This window comes from Brotocaccenecus cirricatena, assembly GCF_020687045.1.
Taxonomy (GTDB): Bacteria; Bacillota; Clostridia; order Oscillospirales; family Oscillospiraceae; genus Vescimonas; species Vescimonas cirricatena.
Map to the genome: position 1 here is coordinate 1 of NZ_JAJEPW010000056.1, position 19153 is coordinate 19153.

16 protein-coding genes, 3 tRNA genes and 1 CRISPR repeat array are annotated in these 19153 nt (G+C 58.7%); of the genes, 3 read left to right on the forward strand and 16 right to left on the reverse strand.

Going from position 1 to position 19153, the window contains the following annotated elements; all coding sequences use genetic code 11:
• The first annotated feature begins 189 nt into the window (after positions 1–189).
• A CRISPR array of direct repeats spans positions 190–2855; the repeat unit is 33 nt; unit sequence ATTTCAATCCACGCCCCCCGCGAGGGGGGCGAC.
• A gap of 227 nt (positions 2856–3082) precedes the next feature.
• The 11 genes from cas2 to LKD37_RS13975 form a co-directional block, all read right to left on the reverse strand.
• Complete coding sequence (gene cas2 / locus LKD37_RS13925; RefSeq protein WP_302929743.1) at positions 3083–3373, reverse strand: CRISPR-associated endonuclease Cas2; 291 nt, start codon at positions 3371–3373, stop codon at positions 3083–3085.
• Positions 3374–3377: 4 nt separating this feature from the next.
• Positions 3378–4409 carry a type I-C CRISPR-associated endonuclease Cas1c gene (cas1c, locus tag LKD37_RS13930; RefSeq protein WP_302929744.1) on the reverse strand — a complete coding sequence of 344 codons (1032 nt, stop codon included), beginning with the start codon at positions 4407–4409 and terminating at the stop codon, positions 3378–3380.
• Entirely contained in the window at positions 4406–5068 is a 663-nt protein-coding gene (gene cas4 / locus LKD37_RS13935; RefSeq protein WP_302929745.1) for a CRISPR-associated protein Cas4, read from the reverse strand. Before cas4 ends, cas1c begins: the two co-directional genes overlap by 4 nt.
• Positions 5058–5906: a type I-C CRISPR-associated protein Cas7/Csd2 gene (cas7c, locus tag LKD37_RS13940; protein ID WP_302929746.1), complete on the reverse strand. Its 849-nt coding sequence runs from the start codon at positions 5904–5906 to the stop codon at positions 5058–5060. The genes cas4 and cas7c overlap by 11 nt, the downstream gene beginning before the upstream one ends.
• Positions 5907–7700 carry a type I-C CRISPR-associated protein Cas8c/Csd1 gene (gene cas8c / locus LKD37_RS13945; protein ID WP_302929747.1) on the reverse strand — a complete coding sequence of 598 codons (1794 nt, stop codon included), beginning with the start codon at positions 7698–7700 and terminating at the stop codon, positions 5907–5909. It abuts the gene before it with no gap.
• Positions 7701–8432, reverse strand: a complete 732-nt coding sequence (gene cas5c, locus LKD37_RS13950) for a type I-C CRISPR-associated protein Cas5c (RefSeq protein WP_302929748.1) — start codon at positions 8430–8432, stop codon at positions 7701–7703. It abuts the gene before it with no gap.
• 3 nt (positions 8433–8435) lie between these two features.
• Positions 8436–10841: a CRISPR-associated helicase Cas3' gene (gene cas3 / locus LKD37_RS13955; RefSeq protein WP_302929749.1), complete on the reverse strand. Its 2406-nt coding sequence runs from the start codon at positions 10839–10841 to the stop codon at positions 8436–8438.
• Between the two features lie 26 nt (positions 10842–10867).
• On the reverse strand, positions 10868–11137 hold the full coding sequence (locus LKD37_RS13960; protein WP_302929750.1) for a hypothetical protein: 270 nt from the start codon (positions 11135–11137) through the stop codon (positions 10868–10870).
• Between the two features lie 33 nt (positions 11138–11170).
• Positions 11171–11857, reverse strand: a complete 687-nt coding sequence (locus LKD37_RS13965; protein ID WP_302929751.1) for an SWIM zinc finger family protein — start codon at positions 11855–11857, stop codon at positions 11171–11173.
• Positions 11858–12471: 614 nt separating this feature from the next.
• On the reverse strand, positions 12472–13941 hold the full coding sequence (locus LKD37_RS13970) for an ATP-binding protein (protein WP_302929752.1): 1470 nt from the start codon (positions 13939–13941) through the stop codon (positions 12472–12474).
• Positions 13942–14184: 243 nt separating this feature from the next.
• On the reverse strand, positions 14185–14775 hold the full coding sequence (locus LKD37_RS13975) for a hypothetical protein (RefSeq protein ID WP_302929753.1): 591 nt from the start codon (positions 14773–14775) through the stop codon (positions 14185–14187).
• 117 nt (positions 14776–14892) lie between these two features.
• Here LKD37_RS13975 and LKD37_RS13980 point away from each other — a divergent pair, with 117 nt between their 5' ends.
• Positions 14893–15291: a tyrosine-type recombinase/integrase gene (locus LKD37_RS13980; RefSeq protein ID WP_302929754.1), complete on the forward strand. Its 399-nt coding sequence runs from the start codon at positions 14893–14895 to the stop codon at positions 15289–15291.
• Positions 15292–15460: 169 nt separating this feature from the next.
• Here LKD37_RS13980 and LKD37_RS13985 read toward each other — a convergent pair.
• The 4 genes from LKD37_RS13985 to LKD37_RS14000 all read right to left on the reverse strand — a co-directional run bounded on the left by LKD37_RS13985 (position 15461) and on the right by LKD37_RS14000 (position 16209).
• A tRNA-Val gene (locus LKD37_RS13985) sits at positions 15461–15537 on the reverse strand.
• A gap of 35 nt (positions 15538–15572) precedes the next feature.
• Positions 15573–15647, reverse strand: a tRNA-Glu gene (locus LKD37_RS13990).
• 55 nt (positions 15648–15702) lie between these two features.
• Positions 15703–15779 (reverse strand) — tRNA-Met (locus tag LKD37_RS13995).
• A gap of 79 nt (positions 15780–15858) precedes the next feature.
• Entirely contained in the window at positions 15859–16209 is a 351-nt protein-coding gene (locus LKD37_RS14000) for a winged helix-turn-helix transcriptional regulator (RefSeq protein WP_302929755.1), read from the reverse strand.
• A gap of 100 nt (positions 16210–16309) precedes the next feature.
• Here LKD37_RS14000 and LKD37_RS14005 point away from each other — a divergent pair, with 100 nt between their 5' ends.
• Positions 16310–16927 carry a LysE/ArgO family amino acid transporter gene (locus LKD37_RS14005; RefSeq protein ID WP_302929756.1) on the forward strand — a complete coding sequence of 206 codons (618 nt, stop codon included), beginning with the start codon at positions 16310–16312 and terminating at the stop codon, positions 16925–16927.
• Here the strand turns inward: LKD37_RS14005 and LKD37_RS14010 are convergent.
• Entirely contained in the window at positions 16911–18149 is a 1239-nt protein-coding gene (locus LKD37_RS14010; RefSeq protein ID WP_302929757.1) for an MFS transporter, read from the reverse strand. The two genes, LKD37_RS14005 and LKD37_RS14010, sit on opposite strands and share 17 nt — an antisense overlap.
• Positions 18150–18505: 356 nt before the next feature.
• On the opposite strand from LKD37_RS14010, the gene hpf reads away from it, so the two are divergent.
• The gene (gene hpf / locus LKD37_RS14015; RefSeq protein WP_302929758.1) at positions 18506–19045 is read left to right on the forward strand and encodes a ribosome hibernation-promoting factor, HPF/YfiA family; all 540 of its coding nucleotides are present in this window, start codon (positions 18506–18508) and stop codon (positions 19043–19045) included.
• Positions 19046–19153: the final 108 nt, after the last annotated feature.

Below are 19153 nucleotides of genomic sequence, written 5' to 3' on the forward strand. Positions count from 1 at the left end.
CAACAACTTGCCCATGAGACCCCTCCGCTGGCTCTTGCCTAATGAGTTCGCTGTCCAATATGTTTGACAAACCTACATAACTTACACATTGTTTGGCTCTCGTAACTGACCGCAGAATGCGGCTATTTCACGCCCCCCGCGAGGGGGGCGACGATTTGTGTGACAGCTGAAATCAAAAGGTCTGAGCCAATTTCAATCCACGCCCCCCGCGAGGGGGGCGACTGGGCCGCACCCGGCGGACCTTTACGGACGGCGTGATTTCAATCCACGCCCCCCGCGAGGGGGGCGACCCCGAATCCTGGGCGATGCCGCGCAGCCCTGGGAGATTTCAATCCACGCCCCCCGCGAGGGGGGCGACCGCCCTTGCGCTGCAAATCTACGACGGCACCGGCATTTCAATCCACGCCCCCCGCGAGGGGGGCGACGACCAGTTTTTCCGGGAACACGGCAAAGTGTGCGCAGCATTTCAATCCACGCCCCCCGCGAGGGGGGCGACGCAACGTAGTACGGCAGACAGCAACGCGCATATGAATTTCAATCCACGCCCCCCGCGAGGGGGGCGACTAAACAGGTCTGCCGCAAATCTGCCTGTGTAGGGATTTCAATCCACGCCCCCCGCGAGGGGGGCGACTTCTTTTTAACCTTGGCGGAATTCACTTTGATAATTTCAATCCACGCCCCCCGCGAGGGGGGCGACCTCCTCAAAGGGAAGAAAGCGGTCAAAGATAACTATTTCAATCCACGCCCCCCGCGAGGGGGGCGACTAGGAGAGCATCACGGCATACAGGCCCTTCGTCGTATTTCAATCCACGCCCCCCGCGAGGGGGGCGACCTACCAGTGGCGTGGCCTACGCCGCTGCGCTTCCGGATATTTCAATCCACGCCCCCCGCGAGGGGGGCGACAAACAAAGTTATCTTAGTAAGCCACTCCACAGCAATTTCAATCCACGCCCCCCGCGAGGGGGGCGACACCACAAGCACGGAAAGCAGAAGTTACAACCTGTATTTCAATCCACGCCCCCCGCGAGGGGGGCGACGGTGTTTTTGTGGCTGCTCTGCTTACCAGTCTGGGCATTTCAATCCACGCCCCCCGCGAGGGGGGCGACACAAGCGATAGCGCGGAACAGCAAAAGAAGAACAAATTTCAATCCACGCCCCCCGCGAGGGGGGCGACTTTGCCTGATGGTTCTTTAGACCCGGTACGTTATATTTCAATCCACGCCCCCCGCGAGGGGGGCGACATTCTTTCTGTTTGTCCTATCTTAATTTTTTTTGATTTCAATCCACGCCCCCCGCGAGGGGGGCGACTATGGCGTCATCCCGGCCGCGGTGGACACCGTCTATATTTCAATCCACGCCCCCCGCGAGGGGGGCGACATTAACTTCAACGATATCAAGCGGGGCACCATGGACATTTCAATCCACGCCCCCCGCGAGGGGGGCGACTGACCAACACCAGCAACAGCGTGGGGGCGACTGTCGATTTCAATCCACGCCCCCCGCGAGGGGGGCGACATCGCGGAAATGGAAGAAGCCAGCGCCCGCTACATTTCAATCCACGCCCCCCGCGAGGGGGGCGACCGAATCATACGGGGCGTGGACAAGTTCACCATCAGATTTCAATCCACGCCCCCCGCGAGGGGGGCGACAAGGGGTACGACGCCTGCAAGGCGGTGTTCAACATTTCAATCCACGCCCCCCGCGAGGGGGGCGACGGATTACATCATTGACCGTGACTATTTGGGCAACATTTCAATCCACGCCCCCCGCGAGGGGGGCGACGGCCCACGGGGTTGCCGCCGTGGTCAGGTTCAGATTTCAATCCACGCCCCCCGCGAGGGGGGCGACGGTTCAATTCCAGCTCCCGCAACCAATTTTAAGATTTCAATCCACGCCCCCCGCGAGGGGGGCGACGCGGCTGATGATGTTTCACGAAATTGACGGAAAGATTTCAATCCACGCCCCCCGCGAGGGGGGCGACAGTATGGGAAAGGCTATTAAGATAGTCAACACAGATTTCAATCCACGCCCCCCGCGAGGGGGGCGACCCGGCTGGATTACTGGCACAGCTGCCGGTCTGGGTATTTCAATCCACGCCCCCCGCGAGGGGGGCGACATTCTATATGGCTGCACTGCTTACTTCTCTTGGTATTTCAATCCACGCCCCCCGCGAGGGGGGCGACGCTATTACTCTGTCCATTGTTTTCCTGATTCTCGGATTTCAATCCACGCCCCCCGCGAGGGGGGCGACGAAACCGCCGATTCCGGCAAAGACCTTGGAAGGGATTTCAATCCACGCCCCCCGCGAGGGGGGCGACCACCACATTTTTGGCGGCGCGAATCGGAAGAAAAGCATTTCAATCCACGCCCCCCGCGAGGGGGGCGACGCGCATATGCAAGATAATTAGCCCCTCTTTGGCATTTCAATCCACGCCCCCCGCGAGGGGGGCGACGATGTTATCACGGGTGGATCGCCGTGCCAGGATTTATTTCAATCCACGCCCCCCGCGAGGGGGGCGACCTATCCCGCCGAAATTACGGCCCAAAATACGTATTTCAATCCACGCCCCCCGCGAGGGGGGCGACTAACATTTACAACGCTTTGAGGGGACCGGGGAGTTATTTCAATCCACGCCCCCCGCGAGGGGGGCGACCGCCGTGGTTTTGCTATTTGGTCGCAGGTTCTTATTTCAATCCACGCCCCCCGCGAGGGGGGCGACTCAGCTTTTGCGGTCTTGTGTTGACTATCTGAATATTTCAATCCACGCCCCCCGCGAGGGGGGCGACGGTCTGCGAAAAGAAGTAAACACGGCATTTGTGATATTTCAATCCACGCCCCCCGCGAGGGGGGCGACAGCAAAGATGCACAGTTTTATCTGTGAATCTTTGACAAATAAGTAGAATTTTTGCGTTTTTGGGGAAAAACACGGGGGGTGGCATCCTAAGAAACCCGGGAAAAGAACGGCGTTGCATCGAGAAAAGCCTTGCGAACCTCCCGGCAATCACTGGTCACTTGGACTTCGCGGGGACGGGAGAGAGGATATCCGCGCACCGTAACCTCCACTGTGCCGGACGGTGTGCGTCAGAGGATCAGGGAATCCTCCGGCAGATAGGTGCTCTTCGCACCGAAATGCTCTACTTTTTTCTCATATTGCTTCCCCAGATAGTAAAAGCGGAGACTGTCCTTCTCAGGATCCATGATGGACAGAAGCTGCGCCTGCAGACGGCGGCATTGCCCTGCGTCCAGCAGACACTCAAACACGGAATTCTGCACCCGCTGTCCATAGTCCACGCACTTTTTGGCGATCTGCCGCAGGCGCTTGCGCCCGGCGGCGTCCTCAGTGTTTACATCGTATGTGATCAGCACCAGCATAGTGTCACTTCCATAAAAACGGCGGATAGCCGTCCAAGTCGCCGCGGAGGCAGCGAGCCAACAGCAGCGCCTGCACATAGGGGATCATGCCCCAGCTCAGCTTTTCCCCCAGATAGGGGTGGGTCAGTGTGTCCCGCTTCCGCTCCTGCCAGGTCTTCAGGAATTTCCGGCGTCCGTCATCGGACAGCAGCACCGCGCCGCTGTCCTGCATCTGAAAGTCCTCCGGGCGCAGCATCCGATTGTTCACGAGGGTCAGCACAAAGCGGTCTGCCATACAGGGGCGCAGCTCCTCCATCAGATCCAGCGCCAACGACTGCCGTCCCGGTCGGTCGCGGTGGAGGAAGCCCACATAGCTGTCCGGTCCCACGCTTTCCAAGGCGCTGGCACAGTCGTGCGCCAGAAGACTGTAGGCGAAGGACAGCATGGCGTTTACCCGATCCAGCGGCGGACGGCGGCTTCTGCCGTGGAAGAAAAACGCCTCCTTCCGGTTCAGGAGCATATGGTCGAAGACGCCAAAATACGCGGTGGCGGCAGCGCCCTCTATTCCACGCAGGGTATCTAAGTCGGCGGCAGCCAGCACCTGTGGCAGCATATCCCGGATGTTGGCAGCGGCGTTTTCCAGTCCGCAGTCCGCTACGCGGGGCGCGTGATCCCGCAGAGTACGCTGGATGCTGGCGGCACCGTTGCATAGCTTGCCGAAGATCATGGTGCGGGCTATTTCACAGCTGCGGGCGGGGTCATCGGCGATGCGGTACTGTTCACGACGGAGCAGCACGTTGCCGCTGCTCTCGCCGCAGATGCGGGCAAGGAAACGTCCGTGCGGGGAGCAGAAGGCCAGACCGATCCCGGCCTCCGCACATTTGCCCATCAGCGCAGGGGAGGCACCGGCGTAGGAGAAGCTGACGATGGCTTGCAGCGTGTGCAGCGGGTAGCGGGCGATAACTGTCTTATCTCGGCTTGCCAGCACATTTTCCCCCTCCAGCGAGAGGTAAATGTCCTCGGAGGTGACAAATAGCGTGTTGAGAAGCTGCTTCATGGTGATTCCTCCATGGCCGCCCGGAGATACGCGGAGACGGCTCTGCTTTTCATCAGCTTGGGCAGGCACAGCTCCTTCAAGGAGCAGGCATTGCAGGATTTGGTGGGCTTGACCTTGGGGGTATAGCCCCGACGGTACAACTCGTGCATCTCCACCAGCAGCTCTCGTACCTCTGCGCGCAGCTCCGGGGTGAAGGACACCCGCTCCCGTCGGCGGATTTCCCCATAATAGAGTGCGCCCTCGGGGATGTCGCAGCAGAGCATGGACTCCAGGCACATGGCCTGCGCGCATAGCTGCAGGGTGTCACCGGTGTCCTCGCGGGGGCGGCCCCGCTTGTACTCCACCGGATACGGCTGCCACAGGCCCTCTTTCCCGGAGAGAGGGATTCCCGCGGCGCCCCGATGGTATTCCAGTACATCGCACTGTCCGGATACACCCAACTCTGCGGAATAGACGCTGACGCCCCGCGTGATGAACCGGTCGCCCCGCCGCTCCTGAAAGGCCGTGTCGTGGGCATTTTCGTGGAGGATCGCGCCGTCAATGGTGCGGTAGTTTTCCGCCCACTGGTGCTCGATGTGGATCAGCGCCCACCGCCGCCTGCAAAACCGGAAATGCTGTAAGCCGGAGAGCTGTAGGAAGTCCTCCTCGCTATACGCCATCGATCACCTCCGGCTCCAGCCCCGGCAGCGCCTCCAGCGAGATCACATAGTCGTCTGCGGAGGTGGGGATGGTACCTGCGTCCCGCAGCGCGACCTTGACGGAGCGGTGGACCTTTGCGGAGGAATACTGCCCGTCCTTGCAGCTGTGCTGCCACCAGAACAGCTTCACCACCTCCATGGAGCCGTCGGGCCGTGCGGAGGAGGCATCATTCACAAAAAGGGTGCGCAGACATTCCTTGACCGTGTCGGCGTCCTCCTCGGAGAAGCCGGTCTTTTCCGCCAGCTGGACATTGATGGAGCCCTTGACCTCGTACAGGCCGAAGCGGACAAAGTGCTTCATGCCCATGGTGTCGGAGGCGCGGTTCTCACCCTTTTCCTTCTTCTCACCATTCACGCTCTTGGTGATCTGGAGGGACTCGATCTCCACGGGGGACAGGCTGGACGCCTGATGGATAGAGACGGGGCCGCGCACACCGCAGGAGAAGCCCTTGGCATCCTTGAAGGCAAAGACCTGCCCGAAGGTACGCACGTCCAGCCACGTTTCGCAGGCGTGCCGGGCATATTCCTCCCGATCCTTGATGCCCTTCATAGCGGCGGAGGCCCGCTCACTGAGGCTGCCGCAGCCGTCGCTGCACCGATCCTCCGACTGAACGAAGATGGGCTCGCCCAGATCCTGCATCCGGTTGCGGATCTTGCGCTTGATGCACACGTCGGAGATCTCACCGAAGCCGTTCAGGTCGGTGCGGGGGCGATTGCCGTTCAGAGGGTCGCCGTTGCTGTTGGCGTGGGTCACGGAGACCAGTGCCACAAAATCGATCTTGTTTTGCAAGCTGCTCATTTATTCTTCCTCCTGACTGTTTTCGGTCTTGCCGGATGTGTACAGCGCACTGCGCTGCAGATAGTACCCAAAGAGATAGGTGTCCTTCAGGGCCTCCTCCTGTTCCGCCTGCGGGAAGGAGGAAATTTCTTGGATGATCTGCTCGATGATGCGGTCGTATTTTGTTCTGGCGCCGGGCTTGAGTTTGGGGTAGTACGCCTTTTTCAACTGCTCCCAGATGATCCGGCTGGCGTAGAGTGGACGCTTTGCGAACACGGACTGCATCCGGATCGCGTTGGGTTCTCGCTGTTCATTGGGGTCATAGGTGTCTCGCTCAAGTTTTTCAAACACGGCCAAAAGCCGTCCATACTGATAGCTGACATCCTTCTTCTGCGGTTCCAGTGCCATGCCCCATTCCTCCTTGTACCAATCATATTTGTATTTCCGAAGCACCGCGCAGGCGGTGAACAATACCGTTTCCCGCAGGGCGGCGTCCATGATCTGCAGGTTGGACGCCTTGGCCGCCGCAGCGCGGGCGATATCCGCCGGCATTTTGCCCCGGTCCACCCGGCAGGAGAGCAGCCGCTGTACCTGCTGGCGCATGACGCGCTCGTCCGTTTCCAGCTTTGTATGCTTGTCGGAGACGCGCACCGTGCCGAAGGCGCAGTCCGCGATCTGCGAAAGCGAGGGCGACTGTATGCCGAAGGAGGAATGCTCCCAGCAGCAAAGTGCATCCCAGTTGTGCAGGCGCTCCAGAAAATCAGAGACCGGAAGCTCGCTGTAATAGGTGAGGGAAAGGCGTCCGGATGTGGCGGCGTCAAAGGCGGCCACCACGGCGCCGGCGTCCCGCGGGATCGTCTCCTGCCAGCCCCGGAGAGTCTCCGACAGCGCCTTTCGGTAGTCGGAGTATTTTATCTGCTTGGCGGTGCTCCGCCGCAGGAAGGCGGCCTGCGGTTTGGGGATCTCGATGCCCTGCGGATTCCAGCACAGGAAGGTGCGCCCACCGATGAAGACGCCTTGGGTCGCCGCCAACCAGTGCAGCGCGCTGTGGATCTTCTGCGACGCCTCATAGCTCATGGTCGCGGCCTGCGAATCGTCTGTGAAGCGGCCCCGATAGGTAAAGCCGCTGGTGTCATTGGCGGAGATCAGCTTGGCGTTGGCGCACAGGTTGATGATCTTCTTGGGGTGCTGGCTGGCGGGCGGGGCGTTTTTGCCGGTAACCATGCAAAACGCGGGCTTCTCAGATTTCGTGGATGCATAGTAGTCGATAAAGGCTTGAAAGAGGCTCTGGTCCTGCCAGCAGGCGGGCGTTTCATTTTCCGCGCCTGTCTCTACGCGCCAGCGGACCATCTGCTTTTCCTTGGCGGGAAGCCCCTTTTCGTCCAGGGAGATCACGCCCCGCTGCGCCAGATCTTCAACAATTGTCCCCCTCTCCACATAGCGGGCGATGGCGGAGAGCTTGGGGAGGCTGTAGGGTGATAGCTCCCAGCGGTGCAGCTGTGTCAGATAGCTTTCATATTTGGCGGGATACAGCGGGGAGAGAAACTGGATCTGGTCGCACAGAGGATGTGCGCCGGGGGCTTTGCCGGTTCGCCCCGAGGAGCTCTCCGTCACAGGGATGATGGTGGCGGCCTGCTCTGCCTCGACGGAGCGGGCGTCCAGCAGATGACCGTCCGCGTCCAGAGTGAGCTCCAGCTCTGCGTTTACGATTTGGTGCGAAACAGGAACCAGCGGCTCCTTCGCCTTGCCGTAGATGCCGGCGTATTGCGGCGCCATGGCACAGTAGGTGTCATAGGCCTGCTGCATCAGTCCCATTTACTCCACCTCCCCAAATTCCCGCAGACCGATAAAATTGCCCTCATCGGCGGAAAAACTCTTCATAGGCATCTCCCGCAGAGGTTTCTGCCCCGGACATTCCTCCGGCGGGAGAAAGTGGATGACGCCGTTTTTCATGACCGGGTACCAAAATCGGGCAGTCATCCGTCCGCGGGTCTCCTCCGAGTAGGCCTCGTCCGGGTAGGTGATGCCGTGGTACATCAGCCCGAAGCCCAGCTCCGGCAGATCGTCGTAGGCGCCTGCGCCGTTTCCGAATACGCAGGGCTCTACATAGCCCTGACATTCCCGGGTACCCAGAAAAATGTCCCGCCGCCCGCCCTTTTCGATCATTCGACGGGCAATGCAGTGATGTTTGTTCTCATTTCGGTCGCCGCACAGCTCCGGACGGTTGTCATTCCACGCAAAGCATGCCCGCACTTGATAGCGGCAGTTTTTCAAATAGGTGTAATAGGCCAGATCGTTGCCGCCGCTGTATTTGATGGGGCGGATACCTTTCACCTCGGTCTGAATCGGGTTCATGACCCGCACGTCCATGATCCGCCAGATGAAGGTGGGCTTCCAGTATACGGAGGATAAAATGCCCTTCAGCGCCTCATAGGTGGGTACCTGATAGCTGCACTTTTCACCGCCCAGACGCATGAGAGGGTCAGAGAAGAGGGCGTAGTCGCCAAATACTTCAAATTCTACGATGTTTGGATGTTCCGTTTTCAATCACTACACCTCCTGAAAATCACGGGTACCGGCCTCCAGAGAAAAACCGGTATGTTCGTTATAAAAGCCGTCGGACAACAGCAGTATGCCGCCGTCGAACAGAGAGGTCACGGCGCCGAGAGCCTCAAGCCGCTCCAGCTGATAACGGTAGACGCTGACGCAGTAGCCTTTGGCCTCGTCAATGCAGCCGCGTATGACCGCCCAATCTTTCTGCCCGTAGACCTGAGCGGCGTTTCGCAGCGTGTTTTGCAGCTCGCGCCCTCTTCCGTAGGGTACGAGCAGGGACCTCGTGTCCTCGTCGAATACCTGAAAAAGACTGCCTGCCAGCCGGAACGCCTGCCGCAGAAGGTAGCGCTCCGCCTGCGCGCAGTTGGCGTCTGCATACCGGGGGTTGTCCGCCAGCAGATGATAGAGGGAACCGTGCGCCGGAGTTTGGTTGTCCTGAAAGCCGGGCTCCATCTCTGCGTATAGCCGGCGATAGTAGAACCGGATGGCCTCCTCGGAGGACAGATCGTATCGGAAACCCTCTGGCGTTTTGGAAAAGGCGGTCAGCAGCGCGGTGGTGGCGTTCTGCCCGCGCACGATGTCGTCCAGACCGCGCAGCCGCTCGTCGGTACACCGGATGAGGCGGACAGGGGCGGGCTCCTTTTGCTCGGCATGCCGGTTGCACCGCCCCGCCGCCTGCACGACGCTGTCCATTCCAGCGGAGAAGCGGATCACCCGCTGGAAGGAGATGTCCACACCGGCCTCGATCACCTGCGTGGAGACACAGACCACCCTTTGCCTGTCGGCGGAGGGCTTGTCCAGCGCGGACTGTAAGGCTTGCAGAGTCTCCCTGCGGTGTTGGACGCACATGGCGGCGGACAGATGGAAGCACCGGCAATTCGCGGCTTGCAGCGATTCGAACAGGAACGCCGCCTCCTTTTTCGTGTTGCACACCACCAGCAGACTGTCACACGACGACAGCGCCCCCATGACGATCTGCGGGAGTTCCTCCAGTCTGGCACATCCGGCATTTTGGATATCGGTGCGCTTGAAGATGTCCCACAGCGCCTTTTGCTGCGGAACCAGATCGACGGGCTGGCGGCGCAGCGGATGGTCGACCACCTCCAGACAGGGTTGGGTGGCGGAGCATAGAACAATAGTGACGCCGCAGATCTCAGACAGAAAGTTGACAGCCAAATTGAACAGCGTCAGCATTTTGCCGGGAACCGTCTGCACCTCATCGATCACGATGACGCTGCCGCACAGCGCGTGAAATCTGCGGATGGCGCTGGTCTTTCCGCTGAAGCAGGTGTTCAGCAGCTGCACCAGCGTGGTGATAATGATCGGCGCCGACCAGGAGGCGGTGAGCAGCTCCAGCTCCTGCAAGCGCTCCGGTGCCTCCTTCGGCTCGGCAAGGTTGGAGTGATGCTCCAGTATCAAGGTGTCGTCTCCCATGTAATCGCGGATGACATGGGCATTTTGATCCAGGATCGACAGCAGCGGCGCGGTGAAGATAATTCGGGAGCAGTTCCGCTTTGCCGCGTGTGTCAATGCGAAGCGGAGACTGGCCAGCGTTTTTCCACCGCCGGTGGGAACATTCAGGCGGTAGACACCTCCGGACCCGGCGGCGCCGGCGGCACAGGTGTCGGAGATGGTCTGGCGCGCCAGATCAATGGGCGTTTTTCGCGGGAATGCCGCCAGCTTCTTCTCCATAAACGCCAGCCGTTCTGCCCAGATCGGCCGCATATCCTCTGGGAACACGGGCGGTTCTACCCCATCCATAAAAGCGGCGGTATCTGCGCGATCCCCCTCGATCACGGCGGACAGGAGCATCCGTGCCAGAAGCCCGATATAAAATGCGGTCTCCCGATCCGCCTCATTGTCGTCCGCTTGGGTGGACAGAGCCGCCAGCCGATCCAGCATCGGGGTCATCTCCCGGATGGCGTCGCGGAACAGATGCTCCAGCTCCTCCTCGGCGGCAACCTGTGCCAAAAAGCCCTGTCGGGATTCGTCGTAAAAGATTCCCTCCTTGGTCTGGCGATGAAAAAAACCGCTGTGCTGCTGGGGATCGACACAGTCAAACAGGCCGTGATGTGAGCCAACGGCAAAGGCCAGCAGCTCTGCGGTCACGTCGGAATAGGAGAATGTACCGCAGCCGCCGTGCCAACGATCCAGCAGAAGGCGCACGCCGGCGAAGGTATGGTTGACACTGCCACGGACGGCGTTCCCGCCGCTGACAGCCTCCGAAAGGTATTGCGCATACTCCTGTTTGTTTTTTCCGGCGTCGTGGAGCAGACCGACCAGATAGGCGCTTTTTTCCAGACCCAGTGGCCGCAGTGCGGTTGCGGCCAGCGCCGCCGTGTTCCGGCAATGCTCCTGGACGGTTTGCCGCTCTCCGGTTTCGCGGATATGGGCAGGATACATGGCGATCACATCCTGTCATATATTTTTTAACGCGCATATGTTGATGCTTTAACCATACCACACTCGCTGAGGCTTGTAAAGACTTCAGTAATAAGGATAATTGCCAAAAAACATTGACTTTTTTTGTATGCTATGCCATACTGTGCGGGTCGGGTATTCCCGTGGATTGAAAGAGTAAAAAGGAGAAGCTGCGCAAGGCCTGGCAGGGGAACATCCCCTGCCGCGCCCTGCGCAGCTCCATTTGTCAGATATTGTAAATCTGAGAAATAGTCGGGGGTGTGGATGGTGTCATACATACCGCCTTGCGTTTACGATGCCTCCCGCGTCCCTCAAAGCACGATGCTGCCGGTTTCCTTGCCGTCCAGCGCAAAGTTCAGCAGCGTCCCCTTGCAGACGGCGGCGAAATACTGCGTCGCCTCAAGCTGTGCAGGGTAGTTCTTCTCAATGAGTTCCAGCGTCTCCTTCAGCTGCAGCATGGCTGCGAATTTATGCTTGCACGGCTCGCTGCAGAAGCAGTCGCAAACCAGGTTTCTGATCTCGCCGTTAGCATAGTCGCACGCCAGCTCGTAAGGCCGCGATCCCTCCACAATGGCCCGCACATGGGTATTGTCCAGAGAAATGTACCGTATCCGATTGTCCGTGTAGTAATCGTGGCCGCGATCGGCAGTTGCCCTGCTGATGCTCATGGCGCTCAGATCATGCAGCAGGAAGCCGCAATCATCATTGCCGGAAACAAATATCTCATCCTCCGTGGCGGGTGACTTAAACCAAGTGATGACCTTTTCGTAAGGAAGAGTGCTGCGGTCGAACGTGACGAAGTGCGACCCGGCGAAGAAGAACTCGCCCTGTACATTTGTGTCGGCCACGCTGATGACCCGCTTGTAGTCAGATAGCTTGATCTTGAAATTGTACGCGACATCCACCACGCGGCCACGCAGGCCCTCCAGCTTGCCCTCCACAAAAACGATATCTCCGCATTTCAGGTCAAAGGCGTCATTGTAGTAAGACAGATTCATATTCCGCGCCGGAAAATGGACGCGAACGACCGATTTTCTCGGCGTAACTGCGGGGCAAATGGAGTGCGCCTCCCCAGGTGCCTTGCGATGCTCTTCTGCGGAACCATTAAAACCGATCTTGAACATGTTGCTTCCTCCCTTTCCGATCTGTATCGTTCTTTACAATACCCATTCTACAGAAAGAGGTGTCCCATAAACTGGACAGTGCCCTGTGCCGCCCCCTGCCGAGTAGACAAAACTTAGGGCACTATCTGTGAGGGGTGCCAAATCGAACTTCCGTAGGGGACCATTTTTGTAGCAAGCGGTATGTGTTCATGGTTATAAAAGTATATACTCGCCCACCAGTTCGGCAGCAGCTTGAATTGTCCGCGGTTTCGCTCGGTAAATGTGCAGGCGCACGGCAGGGCGATGGAGAAGCAGCCTTCCACAGCCTTACCCGGTGAGCTGCCTGTGTAAGGCCGCGGGTGCCGCCGATACCATCGGCAGTGTCATCAGTCAGACCATGTAGCCCGCAAAAAACAGCCGGAGAGGGACGGATGATGCCATCCGCCCCTCTCCGGTGCTTTCCTGACCTCTCGGCTTTTGGGTCACGGAAAAAGACATAATAAACTGTGTCACTCCTCCACTGCCACATATCGCTGCTTGGGACTGCGGGGTTTATCGGGCAGCGTCATCCGAATCGCTCCGCACTCTACGAGAGGATCAAGGTAACGCCGCAGGGCATACTGCCCTGACGCAATATTTAGATATGCAATGATCTCGCTGCGGCTTCGAGGTGTACGGCAGAATTTCAGCAGACCTTTTTCGTCTTGCACGTTAGCTTGTTTTACATCCTCGTCGCCGACACTTCCCGCTGCACCATGCTCACTATTGTACAGCGTCACGACAAATTCGCTGCGCCGATCCGCGAATACCGGCTCTGGCAGGTTGCGGTTTTTCATGGCAAACCGAATCGTAGGAATCCCGGAATAGCGATTCTCAGTTTCCCCCAGGGTCTCCATTACGGTAACAAGAACCGGGTTTCGGGTATCCGGCTGGGCATTGCCCAACTGGTCGAGAGTCAATCTACCATAAAGCCCACCCGGATTTGTGATCTCGATCCGATTGGAATACATGACCAACTGGATCGGCATTCCCTCGGTATGCAGACTATAATCCCGGTGTACCAACGCATTGAGTATCGCCTCGCGGACAGCGTCCATAGGGTACTGCGGAATATCAATTCTCTCGCCTGTTTCTTTGTCGATCCTTGTGGCCGTCCGCATATTGGCTCGAACAAAGGTCAACGCACCCTCCAGCATATCCGGAAGCGTACCTTCGATCCGCTTTGTGTCGCTGAATCGGTTGCCCTCTGCGTCAAGAACGCCCATTTGCTCTGCGGGTACACAGGTGGCAATGATGCTCAGATGCGGATAAAACGCCTGCGGGTAGAGTCCGAACAGCAGCAATGCCGCCATGGTGATTTTCCCATCCCGCGTGATGCCGGTCAGTTCATACTGCTGTGCCTCCGACATACCCGCCAAATTCGGACGCGCACATGTTTTTCTCTCCAAATACGTTTTTACCTTAGACATATCCAGCGATTGGAAGGACACCCTCTCCACTGGACGAATATCGTCTTGATATTTCTTTCGGAACGCCTCGTAGCTGTATACTTCGTACTCCGTCATGGGCTTGTCTCCGTCACCTACGCGGATATAGGACCCGTGCAGCCGTCCCTTGGCTGTTTTGAAGCAAGGGCGTTCCGCAATATCAACGGGTGGGATCTCCGCAGAGACAAATGTAAGCCCATCTTCATCCACCTCGGTAAATTGCGGTCGAACGATCGGCGTCATTTGTTCGCAGTATTCCATTACCTTGCGCTCCAAGTCCTGTGCGTCGTAGACGCCCACCTTTGCGAAGCCGTTCTTTTCCTCCAAGCCGAACACAAAGATTCCCCCGCTATTTTGATTGGAAAACGCAGAGATCGTATCATATAACCTTTCAGGACAGCCCTGCCGTGCCGCCTTTACTTCTATGATTTGTCCTTCACAGCCACGAACCCGAATGCTTTCAATCAGATCGTGAAGCTCCTTTTCTACCATACAAATCACTCCTTTGCACCCATTCTAACATATAGAACGCAAGAAGTGAAGAAAATTCGCAAGACATTCCTTGACTTTTTTCGAGCTTTTCTTATGTTATTAAAAATAACGTAAGATGTTCTTGCGTTATTTCTTGGGTTATTGGCTTGCATCTTGCGACAAGTACCGAAAACTACTACGCTGGTCATGGTATGCGTAATTTGACCCCGCTGTAACCAAAGAATAGGCGTGGCAGCCGTGCGCTCACAGCTTCTTCAGCCACGCCAGAAACTCCGCCGTGATCTCCTCCTCTACATCCTCATCCTGCTGCTTGCTGGCCGTATCGTCGTCTTTCCACAGCAGCAGCACCTGCCGCACCGCCTGCTTATCACGCCGGAACGTGCGGGCGTCCAGCCCCTCATACGCCGCGTGGTAGTCGGGGTAGTGCAAATCATAATACCGGTAGTCCTCGATGGCGTTGTCAAATGCCGACAGTTCTCCATCGGGCGCAAGCACCGACGCCGCCATGCACACCAGCCGCGCCAAACGCCGCAGGTGGTCATCCTCCCAATCAAATCGTATCTCCGGCGCGAAGTTCTCTACCGGTGGGTCGGAGATGAACCGGCGGTTATGCCTGCAGTCCCGGTCATCTCCCCGCAGCTTCATGCGCGGTATAGCGCCGATCTTCTCCAGCTCCTTGGCGTAGCGCCGGTAGGAGGCGGTTGAATGCTGACCATACCAGGCATACGCGCCCAGCTCCACCTCACCGCAGTGGGTCAGCCAAAAACAGAAAAACAGCAGCTCTGCCGTCAGCTTATCCGAATGCTGGCGGTTTTTTCGACGCGGAATGTCCATGAAACCTCCTCCTCTCAAAAATATCTTACAGAAAAAATTTTCGCAAGTCAAGATTTCGGACAGCAGTATGCAACGATTTCAAAAACACGCGTGCTATGATGCAGTCCCGCGAGATGCTTGAGATGCCCTCTCATCCATCTCGTCACCCCGTTGTATGATAAGCTGGCTATCCCGCAGCGGGCGGTGGAGCTGCTGGTGGAGGAGCACGCAAAGCACCCCCACAGTCCTTACCTGTTCGTATCGCCCAAAACCGGTACCATGTTCGACCCGGGCTCCTTCCGGCACACCCATGAGAAGATCCTGAAGGCTATCGGCGCGGAGCACATACGCTTTCACGACCTCAGACACACCTTCGCCACGCTGTCCCTCAAGTACGGCGTGGACGTCAAGACGCTGTCCGGTGCGCTGGGACACTACGACGCGGGCTTTACCCTCAGCACCTACACCCACGCCACGGAGGGGATGAAGCGCTCCGCCGCCGATACCATCGGCAGCGTTATCAGCCAGGCCATGTAACCACAAAAAAATAGTGGGGAGAGGGGCGGATGATGCTATCCGTTCCACTCCCGTCATTTCGGCTTTTGGGTCAGCGTTTGGGTCAAATGAAAAACGCAAAAAAACGCGTCTCTATTTCGAGCCATATATGCAAAAAAGTTCCTGATTTCGTCAGAAATCAGGAACTTTTTGGTGGAGACTGCTGGACTCGAACCAGTGACCTCCTGCGTGTGAAGCAGGCGCTCTAACCAGCTGAGCTAAGCCTCCGTTTATTCGGCAATCCCGTTTACGGATTGCCGAAGTGGTGACCCGTACGGGACTCGAACCCATGTTACAGCCGTGAAAGGGCCGTGTCTTAACCACTTGACCAACGGGCCGTCTTTGTTTGCTGAGGGGGTGACCGGCGAGACGCTCCCGCGTCTCACCGGTCGATGGTAGCGGCGACTGGATTCGAACCGGTGACACTGCGGGTATGAACCGCATGCTCTAGCCAACTGAGCTACGCCGCCATGTCGTCTCCCCGACAGGCAAGAATTAATATACCACAGCGCCGCCCATGTTGTCAACACTTTTTTTCAAGAATTCCCCCTATTCCGGGAATTTTTCTTCCGGGCCGTCCATCTCCGCCTCGGCCCAGTCGGACAGACTCTCCAGCACCGGCAGCAGGCGCATGCAGCGCTCCGTGGCGCTGTACTCCACCCGCACCGGCACCTCCGGATAGGCCTGCCGCCGCACCAGGCCGTCCCCCTCCAGCTCCCGCAGGGCCGCCGAGAGCACCGTGTTGCTGATGCCGTCCAGCTTGGCCCGCAGGGCGTTGTAGCGGATGGTCCCGGCGTTGGCCACGGAGCAGAGGATCTGCACCTTCCACTTGCCGCCGATGCGGCTCATGGCCCAGTGCAGGGGACATTTTTCCATACAGGGGCAGTCGTAATGGGACATGGTAAGCTCCTCCTGACCTGCTCATAATTTTCTGCGCTCTTGCTTTTTCCCGGGATTATGATACGATTATAGCAGATAAGAAAAAAGGAGTAAATAGCAAATGCGTATATATCTTCAGGGCCTCACCATGGGCCTGGCGTATGTGGCCCCCATCGGGCTGCAGAACCTGTTCGTCATCAACAGCGCCCTGACCCAGCGGCGCAGCCGGGTGTATCTCACCGCCCTGATCGTCATCCTGTGGGACGTGTCTCTGGGGGTGTCGTGCTTCCTGGGGGCCGGGGCGCTGATGCAGGCCCTGCCCTGGCTGCAGAAGGTCATCCTGGGCATCGGCAGTCTCATCGTCATCTGGATCGGCATTGGCCTTCTGCGGTCCAGGGCCTCCCTGGAGGGCGGCCGGGACGTCAACGTCCCCCTCTGGAAGCTGATCTCCTCCGCCTTTGTGGTCACCTGGATCAATCCCCAGGCCCTCATCGACGGCACCATGATGCTGGGAGCCTTCCGGGCCAGCCTGCCGGAGGGCGGCGACCTGCCGTTTATCTGCGGCTTCGGCAGCGCCTCCGCCCTGTGGTTTCTGACCCTGTCCACGGTGGTGTCCCTGCTGGGCAGCCGGTTCAACGAAAAGATCCTCAACGTCATCAACAAGGTCTGCGGCGGGGTCATCATCTTCTATGGCGCGAAGCTCCTCTGGAGCTTTGTGCAGCTTATGGGTTGGCTGTAAGCTGCCGCCGGGAGGAGGCGATGTACAGGGGGATGGCCGCCAGCTGGGCCGCCACGGACACGGCGATCATGGCCGGGATGCTGACGTCGTACAGCACACCCAGCAGCCAGCTGCCCAAAAACCAGAACACGCCGAAGGCGCACTCGAACACGCCGTAGCCCGTGGCCCGGCTGGCCTTGGGCACCATGGAGCTGACCGCCGCCTTCAGGATGGACTCCTGGGCGCCCATGCCCACGCCCCACAGGGCGATGCCCACCAGCAGGGAGGCCACCGAGTGCCCGGCGAACACGAAGATGGCGAAGGGCGCCGACAGCACCGTGCTCCACACCAGGGCCCGGACCCCCTTCTTGTCATACAGCAGCCCGAAGAACAGGGCCGCCACCGCGTCCACCAGCATGGCTCCGGCATACAGCAGCGGCAGCGTTCCGCTGGAGATCAGACTTCCCGTTTCCTGCAGGCCCGCCGCCACACCGGTGAAGGTCCGGGAGACATGCATGATGATGATGGAATAGTCGATAAAGCCAAAGGCAAACAGGCTGATGCCGGCGATATACAGGATGAACTCCTTTTTCATGTGGAAGGGGACATACTCCTTGGGCTCCGGCTCGAAGTGCTCCGGGTTGGGGAACTTCCGCCGGGTCACCAGCAGTAGGATCAGCGTGATGGCCCCGGGAATGGCCAGCACCGCAAAGCACGTGGCATACACCTGGAAGGTGGTGCCGTCGGTTTTCAGCAGCATCACCACATACAGCAGCACCGGCCCCAGGAACGCGCCGATCTGGTCCAGCACTTCCTGGATGCCGAAGCTCTTGCCCACCCCCTCCTGGGAGGCGGCAAAGGACATGATGGTGTCCTTGGCGGGCTTTTTGATGGCCTTGCCCATGCGCTGGATCACCAGCAGGGCACAGGCCCAGATCCAGCCGTGGTCCCCTACCAGGGCCAGGGCCGGAACCGCCAGAACGTCCAGCACATACCCGGCGATGGTCATGGGCCAGTAGTGTTTGCCCTTATCCGTCAGCTTGCCGAACACATACCGCATGGAGCAGCCCACCAGCTCCCCCAGGCCCGAAATGAACCCGATGGTCCCGGCGGAGGCCCCCAGCAGGGCCAGATACGCTCCCCGGATGCTGGACGCGCCCTCGTGGGTCATGTCCGAAAACAGGCTGACGATGCCGAACAGCACGATGAAGACCATGGCCTGGGACATTTTCTTACCGCGCATAATGGTTTCCTCCCTGCCGGCTGCTTTTCTCACAGCCCATGATACCCCAGCCTCCCGGTTTGTCAAGGGCCTGCGGAAAAAAGGAGCCGCCCTGCAAGCAGGGCGGCCCAAGCGGGTGGGATATTGGAAAGCTTCCGATGCTTATGATACGCCATTCTGGCCGCCGTGTAAATAGGAACCTTTGTCATATGCCGTCGAATGACAAGAAAATCTTAATTTTTTGTGAATAACTGCCAAAAATGCACGGGGCTACTTTTCAAGCGCCCGGCAATATGTTATAATACCCCCAAGGATAAGGGGAACCATCTCCCCGACCCTTGCCCCGAAAGGGATACCTGCGAAAGGAGCAACCAACTATGAAGTTCACATTTACCTGCAAGAAGATCGCCCTGAACGACTCCATCAAGGAATATGCCGAAAAGAAGATCAGCAAGCTGGATCGGTATTTCCCGGAGGAAGCGGACGCATTTGTGACCTTCGCCGTGGAGAAAAAGAACCGCTGCGTGGTGGAGCTGACCATCCGCACTGCCAACGGCACCCTGTTCCGCGCCCAGGAGGAGGACCCCGACGGCGACATGCGGGGCGCCATCAACGAGGCCGTGGCCTTTATCGAGCGCCGCATCCGCAAGAACAAGACCCGTCTGGCCCGGAACCTGCGGCCCGACGCCCTGACCTCCAACATCCCCGCCGAGTTCGACGTGGTGGAGGAGCCGGAGTTCGACGTGGTGCGCACCAAGCGCTTCGCCGTGAAGCCCATGACCACCGAGGAGGCCATTCTCCAGATGAACCTGCTGGACCACACCTTCTATGTGTTCCGCAACATGGACACCTCCGCCGTGTGCGTGGTGTACCGCCGCAACAACGGCGGCTACGGCCTCATCGAGACCCAGGACTGATTCTTATATATCTCCCCGGGGGCGGACGAAAGATGGTGGACTTCTCCTGCGCCCTGAAGCTGGCCATTCCCATTGCGGTGCTCTCCGCCATGCGGGAGTGCAGCGGAC

Coding starts and splice junctions, on each gene's coding strand:
- cas4 (WP_302929745.1), bottom strand. CDS start 5,068: ATGGCGTATAGCGAGGAGGACTTCCTACAGCTCTCCGGCTTACAGCAT.
- LKD37_RS14000 (WP_302929755.1), bottom strand. CDS start 16,209: ATGTCCCATTACGACTGCCCCTGTATGGAAAAATGTCCCCTGCACTGG.
- LKD37_RS13960 (WP_302929750.1), bottom strand. CDS start 11,137: ATGTATGACACCATCCACACCCCCGACTATTTCTCAGATTTACAATAT.
- hpf (WP_302929758.1), top strand. CDS start 18,506: ATGAAGTTCACATTTACCTGCAAGAAGATCGCCCTGAACGACTCCATC.
- LKD37_RS14010 (WP_302929757.1), bottom strand. CDS start 18,149: ATGCGCGGTAAGAAAATGTCCCAGGCCATGGTCTTCATCGTGCTGTTC.
- LKD37_RS13965 (WP_302929751.1), bottom strand. CDS start 11,857: ATGAATCTGTCTTACTACAATGACGCCTTTGACCTGAAATGCGGAGAT.
- cas3 (WP_302929749.1), bottom strand. CDS start 10,841: ATGTATCCTGCCCATATCCGCGAAACCGGAGAGCGGCAAACCGTCCAG.
- cas1c (WP_302929744.1), bottom strand. CDS start 4,409: ATGAAGCAGCTTCTCAACACGCTATTTGTCACCTCCGAGGACATTTAC.
- LKD37_RS13975 (WP_302929753.1), bottom strand. CDS start 14,775: ATGGACATTCCGCGTCGAAAAAACCGCCAGCATTCGGATAAGCTGACG.
- cas7c (WP_302929746.1), bottom strand. CDS start 5,906: ATGAGCAGCTTGCAAAACAAGATCGATTTTGTGGCACTGGTCTCCGTG.
- LKD37_RS14005 (WP_302929756.1), top strand. CDS start 16,310: ATGCGTATATATCTTCAGGGCCTCACCATGGGCCTGGCGTATGTGGCC.
- LKD37_RS13970 (WP_302929752.1), bottom strand. CDS start 13,941: ATGGTAGAAAAGGAGCTTCACGATCTGATTGAAAGCATTCGGGTTCGT.
- cas2 (WP_302929743.1), bottom strand. CDS start 3,373: ATGCTGGTGCTGATCACATACGATGTAAACACTGAGGACGCCGCCGGG.
- cas8c (WP_302929747.1), bottom strand. CDS start 7,700: ATGGGACTGATGCAGCAGGCCTATGACACCTACTGTGCCATGGCGCCG.